The sequence below is a fragment of the Faecalibacterium tardum genome (assembly GCF_040096515.1).
GTDB classification, from domain to species: domain Bacteria; phylum Bacillota; class Clostridia; order Oscillospirales; family Ruminococcaceae; genus Faecalibacterium; species Faecalibacterium tardum.
Map to the genome: position 1 here is coordinate 272,496 of NZ_JBBMEO010000001.1, position 16,197 is coordinate 288,692.

At 59.2% G+C, this 16,197-nt stretch carries 14 protein-coding genes and 1 other RNA gene; 14 read left to right on the top strand and 1 reads right to left on the bottom strand.

Annotated features, from left to right (window positions below):
* Nucleotides 1–17 precede the first annotated feature (17 nt).
* The 3 genes from recR to ssrA all read left to right on the top strand — a co-directional run bounded on the left by recR (nucleotide 18) and on the right by ssrA (nucleotide 1,623).
* Nucleotides 18–617, top strand: coding sequence for a recombination mediator RecR (gene recR / locus WMO44_RS01315; protein ID WP_349151499.1), 600 nt, complete (start codon nucleotides 18–20; stop codon nucleotides 615–617).
* Between the two features lie 101 nt (nucleotides 618–718).
* Nucleotides 719–1,201, top strand: coding sequence for an SsrA-binding protein SmpB (gene smpB / locus WMO44_RS01320; protein ID WP_005926732.1), 483 nt, complete (start codon nucleotides 719–721; stop codon nucleotides 1,199–1,201).
* A 72-nt stretch (nucleotides 1,202–1,273) separates the two neighbouring features.
* Nucleotides 1,274–1,623: a transfer-messenger RNA gene (gene ssrA / locus WMO44_RS01325) on the top strand.
* Between the two features lie 69 nt (nucleotides 1,624–1,692).
* Here the strand turns inward: ssrA and WMO44_RS01330 are convergent.
* Nucleotides 1,693–2,235: a DUF1836 domain-containing protein gene (locus WMO44_RS01330; RefSeq protein WP_097780078.1), complete on the bottom strand. Its 543-nt coding sequence runs from the start codon at nucleotides 2,233–2,235 to the stop codon at nucleotides 1,693–1,695.
* A 258-nt stretch (nucleotides 2,236–2,493) separates the two neighbouring features.
* On the opposite strand from WMO44_RS01330, the gene WMO44_RS01335 reads away from it, so the two are divergent.
* The 11 genes from WMO44_RS01335 to WMO44_RS01385 all read left to right on the top strand — a co-directional run bounded on the left by WMO44_RS01335 (nucleotide 2,494) and on the right by WMO44_RS01385 (nucleotide 16,170).
* Nucleotides 2,494–3,342 carry a DegV family protein gene (locus tag WMO44_RS01335; RefSeq protein WP_349151500.1) on the top strand — a complete coding sequence of 283 codons (849 nt, stop codon included), beginning with the start codon at nucleotides 2,494–2,496 and terminating at the stop codon, nucleotides 3,340–3,342.
* Between the two features lie 175 nt (nucleotides 3,343–3,517).
* Nucleotides 3,518–5,059 (top strand): cardiolipin synthase, encoded by a 1,542-nt coding sequence (cls, locus tag WMO44_RS01340; RefSeq protein WP_349151501.1) that lies wholly within the window; start codon nucleotides 3,518–3,520, stop codon nucleotides 5,057–5,059.
* A 92-nt stretch (nucleotides 5,060–5,151) separates the two neighbouring features.
* Complete coding sequence (locus WMO44_RS01345; protein WP_349151502.1) at nucleotides 5,152–6,180, top strand: hypothetical protein; 1,029 nt, start codon at nucleotides 5,152–5,154, stop codon at nucleotides 6,178–6,180.
* A gap of 384 nt (nucleotides 6,181–6,564) precedes the next feature.
* Nucleotides 6,565–7,407, top strand: a complete 843-nt coding sequence (locus tag WMO44_RS01350; RefSeq protein ID WP_349151503.1) for a transporter substrate-binding domain-containing protein — start codon at nucleotides 6,565–6,567, stop codon at nucleotides 7,405–7,407.
* Nucleotides 7,408–7,451: 44 nt separating this feature from the next.
* Nucleotides 7,452–8,099 carry an amino acid ABC transporter permease gene (locus WMO44_RS01355; RefSeq protein WP_349151601.1) on the top strand — a complete coding sequence of 216 codons (648 nt, stop codon included), beginning with the start codon at nucleotides 7,452–7,454 and terminating at the stop codon, nucleotides 8,097–8,099.
* Nucleotides 8,100–8,114: 15 nt separating this feature from the next.
* Nucleotides 8,115–8,897: an amino acid ABC transporter ATP-binding protein gene (locus tag WMO44_RS01360; RefSeq protein ID WP_349151504.1), complete on the top strand. Its 783-nt coding sequence runs from the start codon at nucleotides 8,115–8,117 to the stop codon at nucleotides 8,895–8,897.
* 190 nt (nucleotides 8,898–9,087) lie between these two features.
* Nucleotides 9,088–10,449 carry an MATE family efflux transporter gene (locus tag WMO44_RS01365; protein WP_349151505.1) on the top strand — a complete coding sequence of 454 codons (1,362 nt, stop codon included), beginning with the start codon at nucleotides 9,088–9,090 and terminating at the stop codon, nucleotides 10,447–10,449.
* A 170-nt stretch (nucleotides 10,450–10,619) separates the two neighbouring features.
* Nucleotides 10,620–12,887 (top strand): hydratase, encoded by a 2,268-nt coding sequence (locus WMO44_RS01370; protein ID WP_435387724.1) that lies wholly within the window; start codon nucleotides 10,620–10,622, stop codon nucleotides 12,885–12,887.
* Nucleotides 12,888–12,901: 14 nt separating this feature from the next.
* Nucleotides 12,902–13,762, top strand: a complete 861-nt coding sequence (locus WMO44_RS01375) for a PHP domain-containing protein (protein WP_005926700.1) — start codon at nucleotides 12,902–12,904, stop codon at nucleotides 13,760–13,762.
* A gap of 5 nt (nucleotides 13,763–13,767) precedes the next feature.
* Nucleotides 13,768–14,031 carry a TIGR03905 family TSCPD domain-containing protein gene (locus WMO44_RS01380; RefSeq protein WP_349151507.1) on the top strand — a complete coding sequence of 88 codons (264 nt, stop codon included), beginning with the start codon at nucleotides 13,768–13,770 and terminating at the stop codon, nucleotides 14,029–14,031.
* Between the two features lie 366 nt (nucleotides 14,032–14,397).
* Nucleotides 14,398–16,170 carry an oleate hydratase gene (locus WMO44_RS01385; RefSeq protein WP_349151508.1) on the top strand — a complete coding sequence of 591 codons (1,773 nt, stop codon included), beginning with the start codon at nucleotides 14,398–14,400 and terminating at the stop codon, nucleotides 16,168–16,170.
* Nucleotides 16,171–16,197 lie beyond the last annotated feature (27 nt).

The following is a 16,197-nucleotide window of genomic DNA, read 5'->3' on the forward strand; positions in this document are numbered from 1 at the left end:
CGGGAAGGGGAGATACCATGGACTACACTGCCGCACCGCTGGAAAAGCTGATCGAGGAGTTCGGCAAGTTTCAGGGCGTGGGCCGCAAGGGCGCTACCCGCATGGCCTATCAGGTGCTGAGTATGTCAGATAAGGATGCTACGGCGCTGGCGGACGCCATCCGCGGTGCGCACACCCGGCTGCACCGGTGCCGCATCTGCCAGAACTACACGGACGCCGATCTGTGCCCGGTGTGCGCCAGCGCCAAGCGGGACACCTCGGTGATCTGCGTGGTGGAAAAGCCCCGGGACGTGCAGGCCTTTGAGCGCACCCGGGAGTATAACGGCCTGTATCATGTGCTGCACGGCCTGCTGGACCCGCTGGCCGGTGTGGGTGCAGAGCAGTTGACCGTCAAGGAGCTGCTGGCGCGGCTGAAGGACGACACGGTGAAGGAGGTCATCATGGCCATGAACCCCACCGTGGAGGGCGAAGCTACCGCCATGTATCTGGCAAAGCTCATTAAACCGCTGGGCATCCGGGTCACCCGGCTTGCCTCCGGTCTGCCGGTAGGCGCCAGTCTGGAATACGCCGACGAGACCACCCTGTACCGGGCACTTTCCGGCCGGGGAGAGCTGTGAGTTTGTAAAAATTTACAATTCTGTCAGAAACAGCCCTTGCATTACCGCAAAAAAATGGTATACTGAAACAACAAACGGAACGGAGAAAGGAGGCGCGCAGCATGGCACCCACAAAGGAGCGCCCGGCGACCAAGAGCATCGCCACCAACCGCGAAGCGCGCCACGAGTATTTTGTTCTGGAAGCGCTGGAGACCGGTGTGGAGCTCAAAGGCACCGAGGTGAAAAGCCTGCGGGCCGGCGGGGTCAACCTGAAGGACAGCTGGGTAGATATTGAAAACGGCGAGCTGCTGGTAAAGGGGATGCATATCAGCCCCTACGACCACGGCAATCTGTTCAATCAGGACCCCATGCGTGTCCGGCGGCTTCTGGCGCACAAAAGTGAGATCCGGCGTCTGCACCAGCAGTGCAAGCTGCAGGGCTATACGCTGGTACCGCTCTCGCTTTACTTCAAGCATGGCCGCGTAAAGATGGAAGTGGGTCTGTGCAAGGGCAAAAAGCTGTACGACAAGCGTGCCGATGCCGCCCAGCGCGATGCAAAGCGCTCCATTGACCGGGCTGTGAAGTCCAACGGCAAGTATTACTAAGCATTCCAATTGCAGACTGCGGCCCACCGCAGAAAACCAAGCTTTCCGCACATCGCAAGATGTGCTTTATAAGGGGGCGTAAAGGTTTCGACGGGGGGAGCAAGGTCTGGGCAGCGGGTAGCAGCGGGGGAACTGCTCTATAACTCCTCCAAAAAATTAACTGACAACAATAATTATCAGTTGCTCGTAGCCTGAGTGCTGCGCGTTCCGCCCACTCTTGTGTCGTGTGGGGTCGGGGCGTCCTTTAGACACAGCACCTGAACGGACCTAAGCTTTGCGGACCGGCAGGAACTCATGAAGCTACCAAAGCGCTAGCCTGACGATCGGCGTGGCGCGGCGGGAATGTTGTAGATCGCCTGCACCCGGAGATACCTACACTGAGCTCTTTTCGGACATGGGTTCGACTCCCATCGCCTCCACCAGAAAAAAGCCACCTGAAAACGTAAGTTTTCGGGTGGCTTTTGCTATATCTGCTATTCCGTGCTGTACGGTTACGCCAGATCCGGCAGGATATCCGACCACAGTGCCTGCTCCTGCCGCAAGGCATCGAAGCAGCAGTCCAGATATATTTTGTTGACCGCGGCAAAAATGGTGCTGCGCAGCAGCAGACGCTCGTCGTTGAGCGTAGTCTCCGGCTGGGCTGCCTTGCTGCCGAACACCACAGAAAGACTGGCCTCCAGTTCCTCGCAGAAGATATCGTAGGCTGTCCCGGCGGAGCAGTGCTCCCGCTGCATTTTGAACAGAGTGTCGATGTTTTCAATCGAGAGCACGGTCTTGGAGACTGCAATGTACATCAGGGATGCGATCTGATCCCGGGTGTATTTTTTGCGGATGGGGTGGTCTATCACCCCTTTTTTGACGTAGTTACTCACCATAGACGGGGTCAGCTCCACGCCGCAGAAGCTGCGGAAGTAGCCGTTGACAAACTGCACCGTCTGGTCCAGATACAGCCCTACCGAGGGGAGATCGTTGTACCGGGGCAGGGCAAAGCCCGCAGCACATGCCGCAACGCGGAGTTTGGTTTCAGCTTTCATAGTATCTTGTTCCGTTCATGCTCCTGCACTTTTTGCAAGCAGGAACGTTGTTTTTGTGCAAAGGCAGGGCGATTGCTTTCCGCAAAAGTGCTTCTGCCTGTGAAATAGTATACCGCATTTTGGAAAATTGGTCAACGGTCTGCGAAAACTTTGTAAAAGAATTTGAGAAAACAGTTGACAGGTTTTTGAAAAACTGCTATGATGGTCACGGACAAAGGAATGACCGCGGCATTGCGCCGCTTGAAAGTGGAGAAAAATATGAAAAGCAAAATCGTTGTAGATTCCTCTGCAAATGTGTACGAGCTCCCCGATGTAGGGTTTGCCTGTGTGCCGCTGAAGATCCTGACCGACGAGCAGGAGTATGTGGACACCGCAGAGGTGGATGCCCCCGCGCTGGCTCAGATGATGCGCACCTATAAGGGCCGCACCAGCACCTCCTGCCCCAATATCTCGGACTGGCTCACTGCCTACGAGGGCGCAGATGAGGTGTACGTTGTGACCATTACCGGTACGCTGTCCGGTGCGTATAATGCCGCACTGCTGGCGGGCGAGGAATACGAGCAGAACCACGAGGGCGCGCGGGTCTTTGTGCTGGACAGCCTGTCCACCGGTGCGGAGTCCCGGCTGCTGGTAGAGCGTCTGGCGGCGCTGATCAAGGCAGGCAAGCCCTTTGATACCGTGTGCGAGGAGATCCGGGCGTATCACGAGCACACCCATCTGCTGTTTGCGCTGGAATCTCTGGCAAACCTTGCCCGCAATGGCCGCGTAAAGCCGGCTGTGGCTGCTGTGGCGCGGATGCTGGGCATCCGGGTCATCGGGCAGGCCAGCGATGCCGGTGATCTGGAGGTTCTGTGCAAGACCCGTGGTGAGCACGGCGCACTGGAGCGCATGGTGCTGGAGATGAAGGCGCACGGCCTGACCAACGGCCGGGTGCACATCGACCACTGCTGCAATGCTGCCGCTGCGGAGCGGCTGAAGCACATGGTCCATGCCGTGTTCCCGGAGGCCAAAGTGGAGGTAGGCAGCTGCGGCGCTCTGTGCAGCTACTATGCGGAGTACGGCGGCCTGATGGTGGGCTACGAGGATAACGAAGCACCCACCGTCTGAGTGGAAAATATGATACTATGATTTCGATTCACCGGGGCATCTGCGGACGCTCCGGTGAACTTTTTTATGCGGAATAATTCCGGTGCACCCGACACCAAAAACTTGCAAAGGGCGAAAAACCGCGTTATACTTACTTGTATTATAGAGGTAAGGAAACACGGGAAGGGGAGATGGTATGCTGTTCCGGTTGCCGATCGTCAAGTTTTTCAACCGCATCCTCAACCGCATTACGGTCACGGTGGTGCTGGTGGCGCTGCAGCTTGCATGGCTGGCGTGGGTGTTTTTTGCCCTCACCACCGGTACGGCGCGGGTGTGGGTCACAGGGGTGCTCAACGGGTTAAGCCTACTTATCGTTTTGTATCTGGTGCGCAAGGACGAAAACAGCGCCTATAAGGTGGGCTGGATCGCCCTCATCGGGCTGCTGCCGCTGCTGGGCGGGGCACTGTATCTGGCCTTTGGCAACAAGCGCCCCTCCCGCCGCCTGCGCAGCAAAATGCAGGCAGTAGAGCAGGCACACCGAGCAGACCGCGCCCAGCAGCCCGGGCAGACTGCCGGTCTGTACGATGAAAACCGGGGCGTGAGCCGCTACCTGACCCAATACGGCTGCTATCCCGCATGGCAGAACACCACCGCCCGGTATTTCTCCTGCGGAGAGGCCATGTATCCGGTATTGCTGGCCGACCTTGAAAAGGCGGAAAAGAGCATCTTTCTGGAGTTTTTCATCGTCAGTCAGGGCAAGATGTGGCAGGGCGTGGAGGATATTCTGCGGCGCAAGGCGGCACAAGGGGTGGACGTGCGGCTGATCTACGACGACTTCGGCAGCCTGCTGGGTCTGCCCAAGGACTTTGTGGTGCGCATGGAGCGGGCGCATATCCGCTGCATCCCCTTTAACCCGGTGGTGCCGCTGCTCTCGTTGGTGATGAACCACCGCGACCACCGCAAGATCGTGGTGATAGACGGAAAAGTGGCCTACACCGGCGGCATCAATCTGGCAGATGAATATATCAACGCGATTACCCGCTTCGGCTACTGGAAGGATGCGGGCTTGCGTATCGAGGGCGCTGCGGCGTGGAACTTTACCGTGATGTTTCTGGATTTCTGGAACGCCTTCCGTCCCTTTGAGCAGGATTACAGCGCCTTCCGTCCGCAGCTTGCGGTGCTGCCCGCCAGCGATGGGGTGGTGCAGCCCTACGCGGATAGCCCGCTGGACGAAGAGCCGGTGGCAGAAACGGTCTATCTGGATATTCTGGCACAATCACAGCAATACGTTTATTTTTATACGCCTTATCTCGCCATCGGCGAGGAAATGCTGGACGCGCTGCGCAACGCCGCCAAGCGCGGGGTGGATGTGCGGCTGGTGCTGCCGGGCATTCCGGACAAAAAGCTGGTGTTCCGGCTGAGCCGCTCGTACTATCTGCCACTGCTGCGGGCGGGGGTGCGCATCTACGAGTACACCCCGGGCTTCCTCCACGCCAAGTGCTGCGTCAGCGATGACCGCGTGGCGGTGGTGGGCAGCATCAATATGGACTACCGCAGTATGTTCCTGCACTTCGAGTGCGGGGTGCTGCTGCTGCAAAACAGTCAGGTGCTGGCTTTGCGGGACGATGTGCGCCGCACCCTGCCCCAGTGCCGGGAGGTGCAGTGCGCGGACTGCCGCACCGGGCTGGCCGGTACGGTGCTGGACAGCGTGCTGCGGCTGCTTAGCCCGCTGATGTAAACACCTGCTCATAAAATCCCGCACGGCGGGGTACACTAGCTCCAAAGCCTGCGTTAGCAATGCAGGCACGGAAAGGGAGCGTATGTGACGATATGAAACAGGCATCGCGATGGTTTTTGTGCTGCACGCTGGCGGCAGCACTGGCATTGACCGGCTGCGGCGGGGGAAGCTCCGGCAGCAGTTCCGGTTCTATGAGCGGCAGTACCTCAGCGGGCAGCAGCGCGGCGGAAAGCGCGGCGTGGCGTACCGGGCTGGGGGTTCTGACCGAAACGGCCGGCACAGACCGTGCGGGCAGCATCCACACCGTGGCGGCTGCCGTGCTGCTGGATGCGGACGGCAAGCTGGCCGAGGTGACGTTGGACGAACTGGAGCTTTCGGTCAGCGCGGATAGCACCGGAAAGGTGACCACCCCCACCGACACCCGCACCAAGCGCCAGAAGGGCAAGGACTACCCGCTGGCAGAGGTGTCTGGCCTGAAAAAAGGCTGGGCGGAGCAGGCCGATGCCTTTGGTGACTGGCTTGAGGGCAAGACCCCGGACGAGGTAAAAAAACTGAAAACGGATGCGGACGGCAAGCCCACGGACGCAGACCTTCTCTCTGGCTGCACCATTGCGGTGGATGGCTACCGGGATGCTGTTGTCCGTGCCTGCGAGAATGCGCAGGTGCTGGGCGCTGCCCGGGGTGATACGGTCAGGCTGGGCGTAGAGGTGGCCGAAATGCCGCAGGGGCTTGTGGGCACCGACGACAAGGACGCACAGGTGCAGGCTAAAATCACGCTGGCAGTGGTGACCATAGACGAGAATGCCCGGGTGACCAGCGCCATCGGGGATATGACCGAGCCGGAGCTGACCGTCAGCGCGGACGGCACGGTGTCTGCCCCGCGTGAGCCGGTGTACACCAAAAACGAGTTGGGCGACCGCTACGGAATGCGCAGCGCAAGCGCCCTAGGCAAGGAGTGGTATGAGCACAGCGCAGGCTGGTGCGGCTACCTGAAGGGTAAAAACGCCGTGGAGATTGGCAAACTTTCCGCAGACGGCACGGATGCCGACCTGAAAGCGCTGTGCACCATCTCGGTCACCGACCTGCAAAAGGCAACGCTGAAGGCCATGGCGGAGCAGTAATCATAAAAACAGGGATGTCCCTCTGCACAAAAAAAGTGCGGGGGGATTTTTTATGGATACCCCCTCAGGCGCTAACGCGCCAACTCCCCCAAGGGGACGCCTTATGGAGGTACCGCAAAGTTTCTCGCTACCGCGAAAAGCCGTCCCCTTGGGGAAGGTGGCTGCGAACGCAGTGAGCAGACGGAAGGGGTATGCACACTTTCCCACAAAAAGCGGGCTTACGGGCGGGGCAAAGCAGTGCATTGTGCAAAAAATAAAGGTTTCCTCTTGCAAAACGGCGGCAAACGCGCTATTCTATAACCACAGTTTACCGCTTTAGCACGGTAAAATGGTAAATCGAGAGGGGAGCGGGACGCAGAACGTCCCCTATGGGAGGAAAAAGATATGAAACTCAAGCGTATTGCAAGTGCATTTCTGGCCGGTGCTCTGGCACTGAGCCTTGCAGCCTGCGGCGGCAGTGCATCCACCTCTGCGGCGGCATCTGCTTCCGGCAGCGCAGCCGGTTCGACTTCTGCCGCAGCGGGCAGCGATCTGGACTACATCAAGGGCAAGGGCAAAATGGTCATCGGCTACACCGTGTACGAGCCCATGAACTACACCGATGCCGACGGCAACTTTACCGGCTTTGATACCGAGCTTGCCACCGCTGTGTGCGCAAAGCTGGGCGTAGAGCCGGAGTTCGTGGAGATCAACTGGGACACCAAGGTGGTGGAGCTGGACGCCAAGAGCATCGACTGCATCTGGAACGGCATGACCCTGACCGAGGATATCATGGCCAACACCGCTACCACCAAGGCCTACGCCAAGAATGCGCAGGTCGTGGTGGTTAAGGAGGGCACCGCCTACACCTCCACCGCCGACCTTGCCGGTAAGACCGTGGTGGCCGAGGCTGGTTCTGCCGGTGAAGCCGCCATTCAGGGTGATGAAAACCTTGCCAAGGCCGATTATGTTTCCAAGAGCGTGCAGACCGACTGCCTGATGGAGGTTGCTGCCGGTACGGCAGATGCCGCTGTGCTGGATCTGACCCTTGCCAACGCCATGATCGGGGAAGGCACCGACTACGCCGGTCTGAAGATCGTGGACGAACTGAATGCCGAGGAGTACGGCGTGGCTTTCCGCAAGGGCAGCGATGCCGCCGCCGCAGTGGATGCCGCCTTTGACGCGTTGAAGGCTGACGGCACCATGCAGGCACTGGCCGAGAAGTACGAGCTGACGCTGGCCGACTGAGCCGGGCGTAAAACAAAACGATAGATGGGTGTGTTTTTGTGTCTGTGATCCTTGGGCGCCTTTCCGGCGCATTCCTGCTCAACTGTGAGCTGTTTGCCCTTACGCTGCTGTTTGCGCTGCCGTTGGGGCTGGTGGTGGCCTTTGGCTCCATGAGTCGGTGCAGGCTGCTGTCCGGCGCGGTAAAGACCTTTGTCTGGGTCATCCGCGGTACGCCGCTGATGCTGCAGATCATCGTCATTTATCTTGGCCCCGGTCTGCTGGGCATGAATAACCCGTGGCCCTCCGGCTCCGGCGGGCGCATGGTGGCGGCGGTGGTGGCCTTTGCCATCAACTACGCCTGCTATTTTTCCGAGATCTACCGCGGCGGCATCGAGGCTGTGCCCAAAGGCCAGACCGAGGCCGGGCAGGTGCTGGGCATGACCCGGACGCAGATCTTTTTCAAGGTCACCCTTTTGCAGGTGGTCAAGCGCATTCTGCCGCCCATGGGCAACGAGATCATCACCCTTGTCAAGGATACCTCGCTGGCAAACACTATCGCCAACAAGGAGATCATCATGATGGCCAAGGAGTACAGCGCAAAGGGCTTGATCTGGCCGCTGTTCTCCACGGCGCTGTTCTTCCTTGTGTTCGTGGGCGCGCTCACCCTGCTGTTTGGCTGGGCTGAAAAGAAACTGGATTATTTCCGCTGCTGAGGAGGTCTTTAAAATATGGCATTACTGGAAGCCTCCGGCATTGGCAAAAATTTCGGAGATACAAAGGTCTTAAAGGATATTTCTCTTACCTTAGAGCAGGGCGAGGCGCTGGCCATCATCGGCTCGTCCGGCTCCGGCAAGACCACCCTGCTGCGCTGCCTGAACTTTCTGGAGCGGCCGGACACCGGCTGCATCCGGGTGAACGGCGAGACCATGTGGGACGCCGCCGACCCCGCCACCCAGCGGGAAAGCGAGATCCGCAAAAAGCGGCTGCACTTCGGGCTGGTGTTCCAGAACTTCAACCTCTTCCCGCAGTATACCGCCTTGCAGGACGTGATGCTGGCAGGGGAGCTGCTGGCAAAGGAGCGCCCGGACTACCGCGCCAACAAAAAGGCGGTGCACGCCCAGCTGGAACAGCAGGCGCGGGAACTGCTGGCGCAGATGGGGCTTTCGGAGCGGGCAGACCACTACCCGCACCAGCTTTCCGGCGGGCAGCAGCAGCGGGTAGCCATTGCCCGGGCGTTGGCACTGCACCCGGACATCCTCTGCTTTGACGAGCCCACCAGCGCCCTTGACCCGGAACTGACCGGCGAAGTGCTGCGGGTGCTGCGGGAACTGGCCGACCGCAAGACCACCATGATCATCGTGACCCACGAGATGCACTTTGCCCGGGATGTGGCCGACCGCATCCTGTTTATGGACGGCGGCGTGGTGGTGGAAGAAGGCCCTGCAAAGCAGCTGATCGACCACCCACGCGAACAGCGCACCCGGCAGTTCTTGGCACACTACGCGGAATGAGCAAAATCACCAATTCTTTACGCAAAAAAATGGAAATGTTGATGCAAACCAAGTCTTGTAAAACCGGCGCTGCTCCGCTATAATACCATTCATGAATCCTTACAACGTCCTGCCGCTTTTCCGGCAGGGCGTTTTTCACGGCAAAAATGCGAACATCCATCTTTTTTGTGTGGGCAGGAGGTATATTTCCATGACCAAAGATATGACGCAGGGCAGCCCGCTGAAGCTGCTGCTTGCCTTTGCTGTGCCGCTGATGCTGGGCAGTCTGTTCCAGCAGTTCTACAATCTGGCCGATACCATCATTGTGGGCCGGTTTGTGGGCGTGGAAGCGCTGGCGGCGGTAGGCAGCGTGGGTGGCCTGAACTATCTGGTGCTGGGCTTTGTCAACGGCATTGCCTGCGGTTTTTCCATTCCCATCTCATGGACCTTCGGTGCTCACGACCACCACGAGATGCGCCGCTACACCGCCAATACCGTGTGGCTGTCCATCGCCTTTGCCACGGTGCTCACCATTGTTACGGTGGCTATGACCCGGCTGGTGCTGGTGTGGACGAACACCCCGACCGATATCATCGACCTTGCGGATATCTATATCCGCACCATTTTTGCAGGCATCCCCTTCACTCTACTTTATAATGTGACCAGCGCCCTGATGCGTGCACTGGGCGACAGCAAGCGCCCGCTGTATTTCCTGCTGGTGGCCAGCGTGCTGAACATCGGGCTGGATCTTGCCTGCATCATCCTGTTCAACATGGGCGTGTTCGGCGCCGCCTTTGCCACCGTGTTTAGTCAGGCTGTGGCGGGCATTGGCAGCCTTATTTACATCATGCGCCACTACCCGGAGCTGCGCTGGAATAAGGAAGAAGGGCGCATCAGCGCTCCGCACTGCGCAAAGCTTTGCGCCATGGGTCTCCCCATGGGCCTGCAGTGCAGCATTACCGCCATTGGCAGCGTGGTGCTGCAGGGCGCGGTGAACGGTCTGGGCAGCGACATCGTGGCGGCGCAGACCGCCGGCGGCAAGGCTGCGCAGTTCCTCAGCGTGCCGCTGGAGAGCATCGGCACCGCCATGACCACCTACACCAGCCAGAATATGGGCGCAAAAGACCTTGGCCGCGTGAACCGCGGCGTGAACACCGCACTGGGCATCGGCTGCGTGTACAGCGTGGCCTCCTTCCTCATCCTGCGCGTGCTGGACAAGCCCCTGATCGGCCTGTTTTTGGACGCAGGCGAGACCGCCATTATGGCCAATGCGCAGGACTTCATCTTCTGGAACAGTGTGTTCTACATCCCGCTGGCCGTGCTTATCATCTACCGCTACACCATTCAGGGTCTGGGGCACTCCGGTCTTGCCATGTTTGCCGGTGTGGCTGAAATGATCGCCCGCGCCATGGTAGGCTTCTGGTTCGTGCCGCTGTGGGGCTACTTTGCCGCCTGCATCGCAAGCCCGGTGGCATGGTTCTTTGCCTGCTTCTTCCTGATCCCGGCCTATTTTGTGGTGTTCCGTAAACTGCAAAAGGAAAAGCAACAGGAAGCCGCCGCAAAGGCGCAGTAAGGGTTCATAAAAAGTGCTTTTTCTTTTCGCCCTTTCATGCTATAATAACAAGTAAATACGGCTTTGCCGTAACAGGGCAGGGCAGGGGTGACCCCCGCACTGCCGGGGCAATGCCCGCAATTGCGGCGGGCGGGAAAATACAAAAAGAGAGGCGAATCGAGATGTTGGATATGATCAAATGCAGCACCGGCGGTGCGTACTATGCGCGCGGAGAGTGGGTGCCCGCAGATGGCAATGCACCCGCAGCACTGGCAGCAAAGGGCTTTGATGCCGCTGCCGTTGCCAAGGCTAAGACCGGTACTATGGCCTACAATATTATGCAGGCACACAACACCAGCGGCGATGCCGAGAACCTGAAGATCAAGTTTGATGCCATGGCAAGCCATGACATCACCTTTGTGGGCATTATCCAGACCGCCCGTGCTTCCGGGCTGGAAAAGTTCCCCATCCCTTATGTGCTTACCAACTGCCACAACAGCCTGTGCGCTGTGGGCGGCACTATCAACGAGGACGACCACCGCTTTGGCCTGTCCGCTGCCAAAAAGTACGGCGGCATCTTTGTGCCCCCGCACATGGCAGTCATCCACCAGTATATGCGCGAGCGTTTTGCCGGCTGCGGCAAAATGATCCTTGGCTCGGACTCCCACACCCGCTACGGCGCATTGGGCACCATGGCCATCGGCGAGGGCGGCGGCGAGCTGGCAAAGCAGCTGCTGGGCCGCACCTACGATGTTGCCCGCCCGGGCGTGGTGGCCATCTACCTGACCGGCAGTCTGCCGGCGGGCTGCGGCCCCCACGATGTAGCCATTGCCCTTGTGGGCAAGCTGTTCAAGAGCGGCTACGTCAAAAACAAGGTCATGGAGTTTGTTGGCCCCGGCATTGCATCCCTGCGGCAGGATACCCGCAACGCCATTGATGCCATGACCACCGAGACCACCTGTCTGTCCTCCATCTGGGAGACCGATGAAGTCACCCAGCGTTTTCTGGCAGTGCACGGCCGTGCAGCAGACTATAAAAAGCTGGCACCGGCTGACCTTGCCTACTACGATGGCGTGGTGGAGGTAGATCTTTCTGCCATCCGTCCCATGATCGCCCTGCCCATGCACCCCTCCAACGCCTTTACTATCGAGGAGCTGAACGCAAACCTGGAGGACATCCTCCACGCCTGCGAGCAGGATGTGCAGAAGCTGATCGGCCGCAAGGATGTGCGGCTGGATCTGTGCAGCAAGATCGAAAACGGCAAGCTGCGTGTGGATCAGGGCGTCATTGCAGGCTGCGCAGGCGGTCTGTACGACAGCATCTACGAGGCTGCTTCCATCCTCAAGGGTCATACCGGCGGCTGCGGCGACTACGCCCTGAGCGTTTACCCCGGCAGCCAGCCCATCATGATGGAACTGGTGCGCACCGGCGTCATCGGCGAGTTGATGGCCAGCGGCGCAACCATCCGCACCGCCTTCTGCGGCCCCTGCTTCGGCGCAGGCGATGTGCCCGCCAACGGCGCTCTGTCCATCCGTCACACCACCCGCAACTTCCCCAGCCGCGAGGGCTCCAAGCCCGGCAGCGGCCAGCTGGCCGGTGTGGCACTGATGGATGCCCGCAGCATTGCAGCCACCACCGCCAACGGCGGCATCCTGACCCCTGCCACCGACATTGATTACGATCCCACCGTGCCGGAGTACCAGTACGATGCTTCCAGCTACGACACCCGCGTGTATCAGGGCTTTGGCAAGGGCGATTACGACGCCCTGCTCAAGTTTGGCCCCAACATCAAGGATTGGCCGGAGATCGCACCGCTGGGCGACAATCTGCTGCTGAAGGTGGCATCCTATATCACCGACCCCGTCACCACCACTGACGAACTGATCCCCTCCGGCGAGACCTCCTCTTACCGTTCCAACCCCTTGGGTCTGGCTGAGTTCACCCTCAGCCGCAAGGACCCGGAGTATGTGAGTCGCGCCAAGGCTGTGCAGGCTGAAGAGAATGCCCGCCGCGCCGGTGCAGGGGACGCCGCCCTGCTGGCAAAGGTGAACGCCGTGCCCGGCTGCGAGCAGCTGAGCTGGAACGATATCCAGATCGCTTCTACCATCTTTGCAGTCAAGCCCGGTGACGGCTCTGCCCGCGAGCAGGCCGCCAGCTGCCAGCGTGTGCTGGGTGCCGGTGCCAATATCGTTACCGAGTACGCCACCAAGCGTTACCGCTCCAACCTGATCAACTGGGGCATGCTGCCCCTGCAGCTGGCAGGTGCCACCCCCTTTGGTCTGGGGGACTATGTGCTCATCCCCAATGTGCGGGAAGCACTCAAGGGCGACCTGCAGAACATCAAAGCCTACGTTCTGGGCGATACCGTCAAGGAGTTTGAGCTGTACATGGCTCCGCTCACCACCGATGAGCGCCAGATTCTGGCTGATGGCTGCCTGATCAATTTCTATAAGCACTAAGGAAGTAACCCGCTATGTCCTGTGACCTGCATATCCATTCCACCTGCTCCGACGGTGCTGTGCCCATTGAGCGGCTGGCACCCATCGCTGCCCGCACCGGGCTGCACGCCATCGCCCTTTCGGACCACGACACCCTGCTCAGCGCCCAGTACGCCTATGCCCACACCGGGCAGGACGGGGTAGAGCTGATTCCCGCCGTGGAGCTGACCGGCTACGACTTTGAGCGTCAGCACCGGGTGCACCTGCTGTGCTACTACCCGGACGTGGACTGCCCGGCGCTGCGCGAGCACTGCGCCATCATGAAGGAGCGCCGCAACGCCTGCGCTTTGCAGAGCGCAAAGGAGCTGGAGCAGCTGTACCCGCAGTTTACCACCGACCTTGCATGGGAGACCACCAAGGCCAGCGGGGTACTGTTCAAAAGCGGACTGATGCAGGCGCTGGAACTGCTGGGTCTGACCGATGGCAGCATCTACGGCGAGACCTACCACAAGCTGTTCGGGTGGAACCCCCGGGGCATCGTGCTGCACTCGCCGGAGTATTTGCCGGTGCGGCAGGTGCTGGCTACCGCTAAAGCCAGCGGCGGCGCGGTGGTATTTGCCCACCCCACGGTATATAAAAGTATGCCCCTGCTGCGTGAACTGGCGGCAGAGGGTGCAGTGGACGGCATAGAGGTGTACCATCCCAGCAACAGCCCGGAGGACAGCGCCGAGTGCCTTGCTTTGTGCAAGCAGTACGGCCTTGTGGCGACCGCAGGTACGGACTTCCATGGCCGCAATCACAAGCACCCGCACCCCATCGGCACCTGCACCGCACCGGACGAAGCCGCAGCGCAGCTGCGCGCCATCGCTGAAAAACGTAAAAGAGAGAGGACGTAAAGACCATGAGCAAGGAATTTTCCTTCCCGAACAAGGGCACCTGCTCCAAGCAGACCAACTTTGTACTGAACGATGACCACACCATTGCATCCATCGAGGTCGTCGGCGGCTGCAATGGCAACCTGAAAGGCATCTGCCAGCTGCTTACCGGAATGAAGGCAGAGGACGCCATTGCCCGCATGGACGGTACGCTGTGCGGCTTCCGCAGCACCAGCTGCCCGGACCAGATCGCCAAGAACCTGAAAAAGGCACTGGAACAGATGAACTAAATCCACCGGAGAGCCGCTGCACAGAACCTTGTGCGGCGGCTCTCTTTTTGCGCGGGGACGATTTTGAATGCCCGCCGCTATGCTCTGGGCATGAATAGCGGAAAATTATTTTAAATTAGTGCAATGCCGGGCAGCCTGCGGGCTGCCCGGCATTGCACTTTTGAGGGAGTGTTTTAAATGATTTTGCGCTGCGCTTTATGTCACAATTTGTACGCATTTCCAGCAAATGAAGGAGGATGTAAAAAATCTATACACAGGGCAAAGTTTGTTTGTTGTTCCTGTTCACTTTGCGGGGTATACTGTTGCCATAGAGAGCAGCACGATGAAGGCTGTGAAACGAAAATATGAAAGCAGGGAGGCTTTTTTATGTACTATTCCAGTGGCAACTACGAAGCTTTTGCAACCCCCAAAAAGCCGGAGGGCGTGGATCATAAATCCGCTTATATCATCGGCTCCGGTCTGGCAGCCCTGACCGCTGCCTGCTATCTGGTGCGCGACGGCCAGATGAAGGGCGAGCACGTCCATGTGTTTGAAAAGAACGCACTGGCCGGCGGTGCCTGCGATGGCTACAAGTACGATATCGGCTATGTGATGCGCGGCGGCCGTGAGATGGACAACCACTTCGAAGTTATGTGGGATCTGCTGCACTCCATCCCGTCTCTGGAGACCGAGGGTGCCAGCGTGCTGGATGAGTATTACTGGCTGAACAAGGAGGACCCCAACTTCTCCCTGTGCCGTGCCACTGTCAACCGCGGCGAGGATGCCCACACCGATGGCAAGTTCGGCCTGTCCGATAAGGGTGCCATGGAGATCATGAAGCTGTTCTTTACCCCGGACGAGCAGCTGCAGGATAAAAAAATCACCGATTTCTTCGATGACGAGGTGCTCAACTCCAACTTCTGGATGTACTGGCGCACCATGTTCGCCTTCGAGAACTGGCACAGCGCTTTGGAAATGAAGCTGTACCTCAAGCGCTATATCCACCACATCGGCGGTCTGCCGGACTTTACCGCTCTGCGCTTTACCCGCTATAACCAGTACGAGTCCATCATCCTGCCCATGGTGCGCTATCTGGAAAGCTTCGGCGTGCAGTTCCACTACAACACCAAGGTCACGGATGTGAAGTTCGACATCCAGAAGGGCCGTAAGCTGGCAAGTTCTGTCACCGTGGAGCACGAGGGCGAGACCACCAACATCGACCTGACCGAGAACGACCTGCTGTTCATCACCAACGGCGGCTGCGTGGAAAGCTGCACCGTTGGTGCACAGAATAAGGCCACCGGCTTCGACCCCACCATCCAGCCCGGCAACGGCTGGGATCTGTGGAAGAAGATCGCCGCACAGGATCCCTCCTTCGGTCACCCGGAAAAGTTCTGCTCTGAGCCGGAGCTGAGCAACTGGGAGAGCGCCACCATCACCACGCTGGACGACAAGATTCCTCAGTATATCCGCAAGATCTGCAAGCGCGACCCCTTCAGCGGCCATACCGTCACCGGCGGCATCGTCACCGTCAAGGACTCCAGCTGGCTGCTCAGCTGGACGCTGAACCGTCAGCAGCAGTTCAAGGATCAGCCCAAGAATCAGCTGTGCGTCTGGGTGTACGGCCTGTTCAGCGATAAGCCCGGCGATTACGTCAAGAAGCCCATGCGTGACTGCACCGGCCGCGAGATCTGCATGGAGTGGCTGTACCACATCGGTGTGCCCGAGGATCAGATCGCGGAGCTGGCAGAGCACAGCGCCAACACCGTGCCTGTGATGATGCCCTATATCGACGCCTTCTTCATGCCCCGTGCCATGGGCGACCGTCCCGATGTTGTGCCCGAGGGTGCTGTGAACTTTGCCTTCCTCGGCCAGTTTGCCGAGACCGCCCGCGATACCATCTTTACCACCGAGTACTCCATGCGCACCGGTATGGAGGCCGTGTACACCCTGCTGAACATTGACCGCGGCGTGCCCGAGGTCTGGGGCAGCACCTACGATGTGCGTGCCCTGATCGATGCCACCGTGAAGCTGCGCGACGGCAAGAAGATCACCGACATGGATCTGCCGCTGATCCCGCGTCTGGCTTTGAAGGAAGTCTTGAAGAAGATTGAAGGCACCGATCTTGAGAAGTTCCTCAAGGAGTATAACGCCATCTGATATTTCCCTCTTCTCCGATAGACCCGG

What these genes read in the sequence shown, in the direction of transcription:
- cls (WP_349151501.1), top strand. Translation starts at nt 3,518, where the DNA reads ATGCTGTTCCGGTTGCCGATCGTCAAGTTTTTCAACCGCATCCTCAAC.
- WMO44_RS01360 (WP_349151504.1), top strand. Translation starts at nt 8,115, where the DNA reads ATGGCATTACTGGAAGCCTCCGGCATTGGCAAAAATTTCGGAGATACA.
- WMO44_RS01380 (WP_349151507.1), top strand. Translation starts at nt 13,768, where the DNA reads ATGAGCAAGGAATTTTCCTTCCCGAACAAGGGCACCTGCTCCAAGCAG.
- WMO44_RS01385 (WP_349151508.1), top strand. Translation starts at nt 14,398, where the DNA reads ATGTACTATTCCAGTGGCAACTACGAAGCTTTTGCAACCCCCAAAAAG.
- smpB (WP_005926732.1), top strand. Translation starts at nt 719, where the DNA reads ATGGCACCCACAAAGGAGCGCCCGGCGACCAAGAGCATCGCCACCAAC.
- recR (WP_349151499.1), top strand. Translation starts at nt 18, where the DNA reads ATGGACTACACTGCCGCACCGCTGGAAAAGCTGATCGAGGAGTTCGGC.
- WMO44_RS01345 (WP_349151502.1), top strand. Translation starts at nt 5,152, where the DNA reads ATGAAACAGGCATCGCGATGGTTTTTGTGCTGCACGCTGGCGGCAGCA.
- WMO44_RS01370 (WP_435387724.1), top strand. Translation starts at nt 10,620, where the DNA reads ATGATCAAATGCAGCACCGGCGGTGCGTACTATGCGCGCGGAGAGTGG.
- WMO44_RS01365 (WP_349151505.1), top strand. Translation starts at nt 9,088, where the DNA reads ATGACCAAAGATATGACGCAGGGCAGCCCGCTGAAGCTGCTGCTTGCC.
- WMO44_RS01350 (WP_349151503.1), top strand. Translation starts at nt 6,565, where the DNA reads ATGAAACTCAAGCGTATTGCAAGTGCATTTCTGGCCGGTGCTCTGGCA.
- WMO44_RS01330 (WP_097780078.1), bottom strand. Translation starts at nt 2,235, where the DNA reads ATGAAAGCTGAAACCAAACTCCGCGTTGCGGCATGTGCTGCGGGCTTT.
- WMO44_RS01335 (WP_349151500.1), top strand. Translation starts at nt 2,494, where the DNA reads ATGAAAAGCAAAATCGTTGTAGATTCCTCTGCAAATGTGTACGAGCTC.
- WMO44_RS01375 (WP_005926700.1), top strand. Translation starts at nt 12,902, where the DNA reads ATGTCCTGTGACCTGCATATCCATTCCACCTGCTCCGACGGTGCTGTG.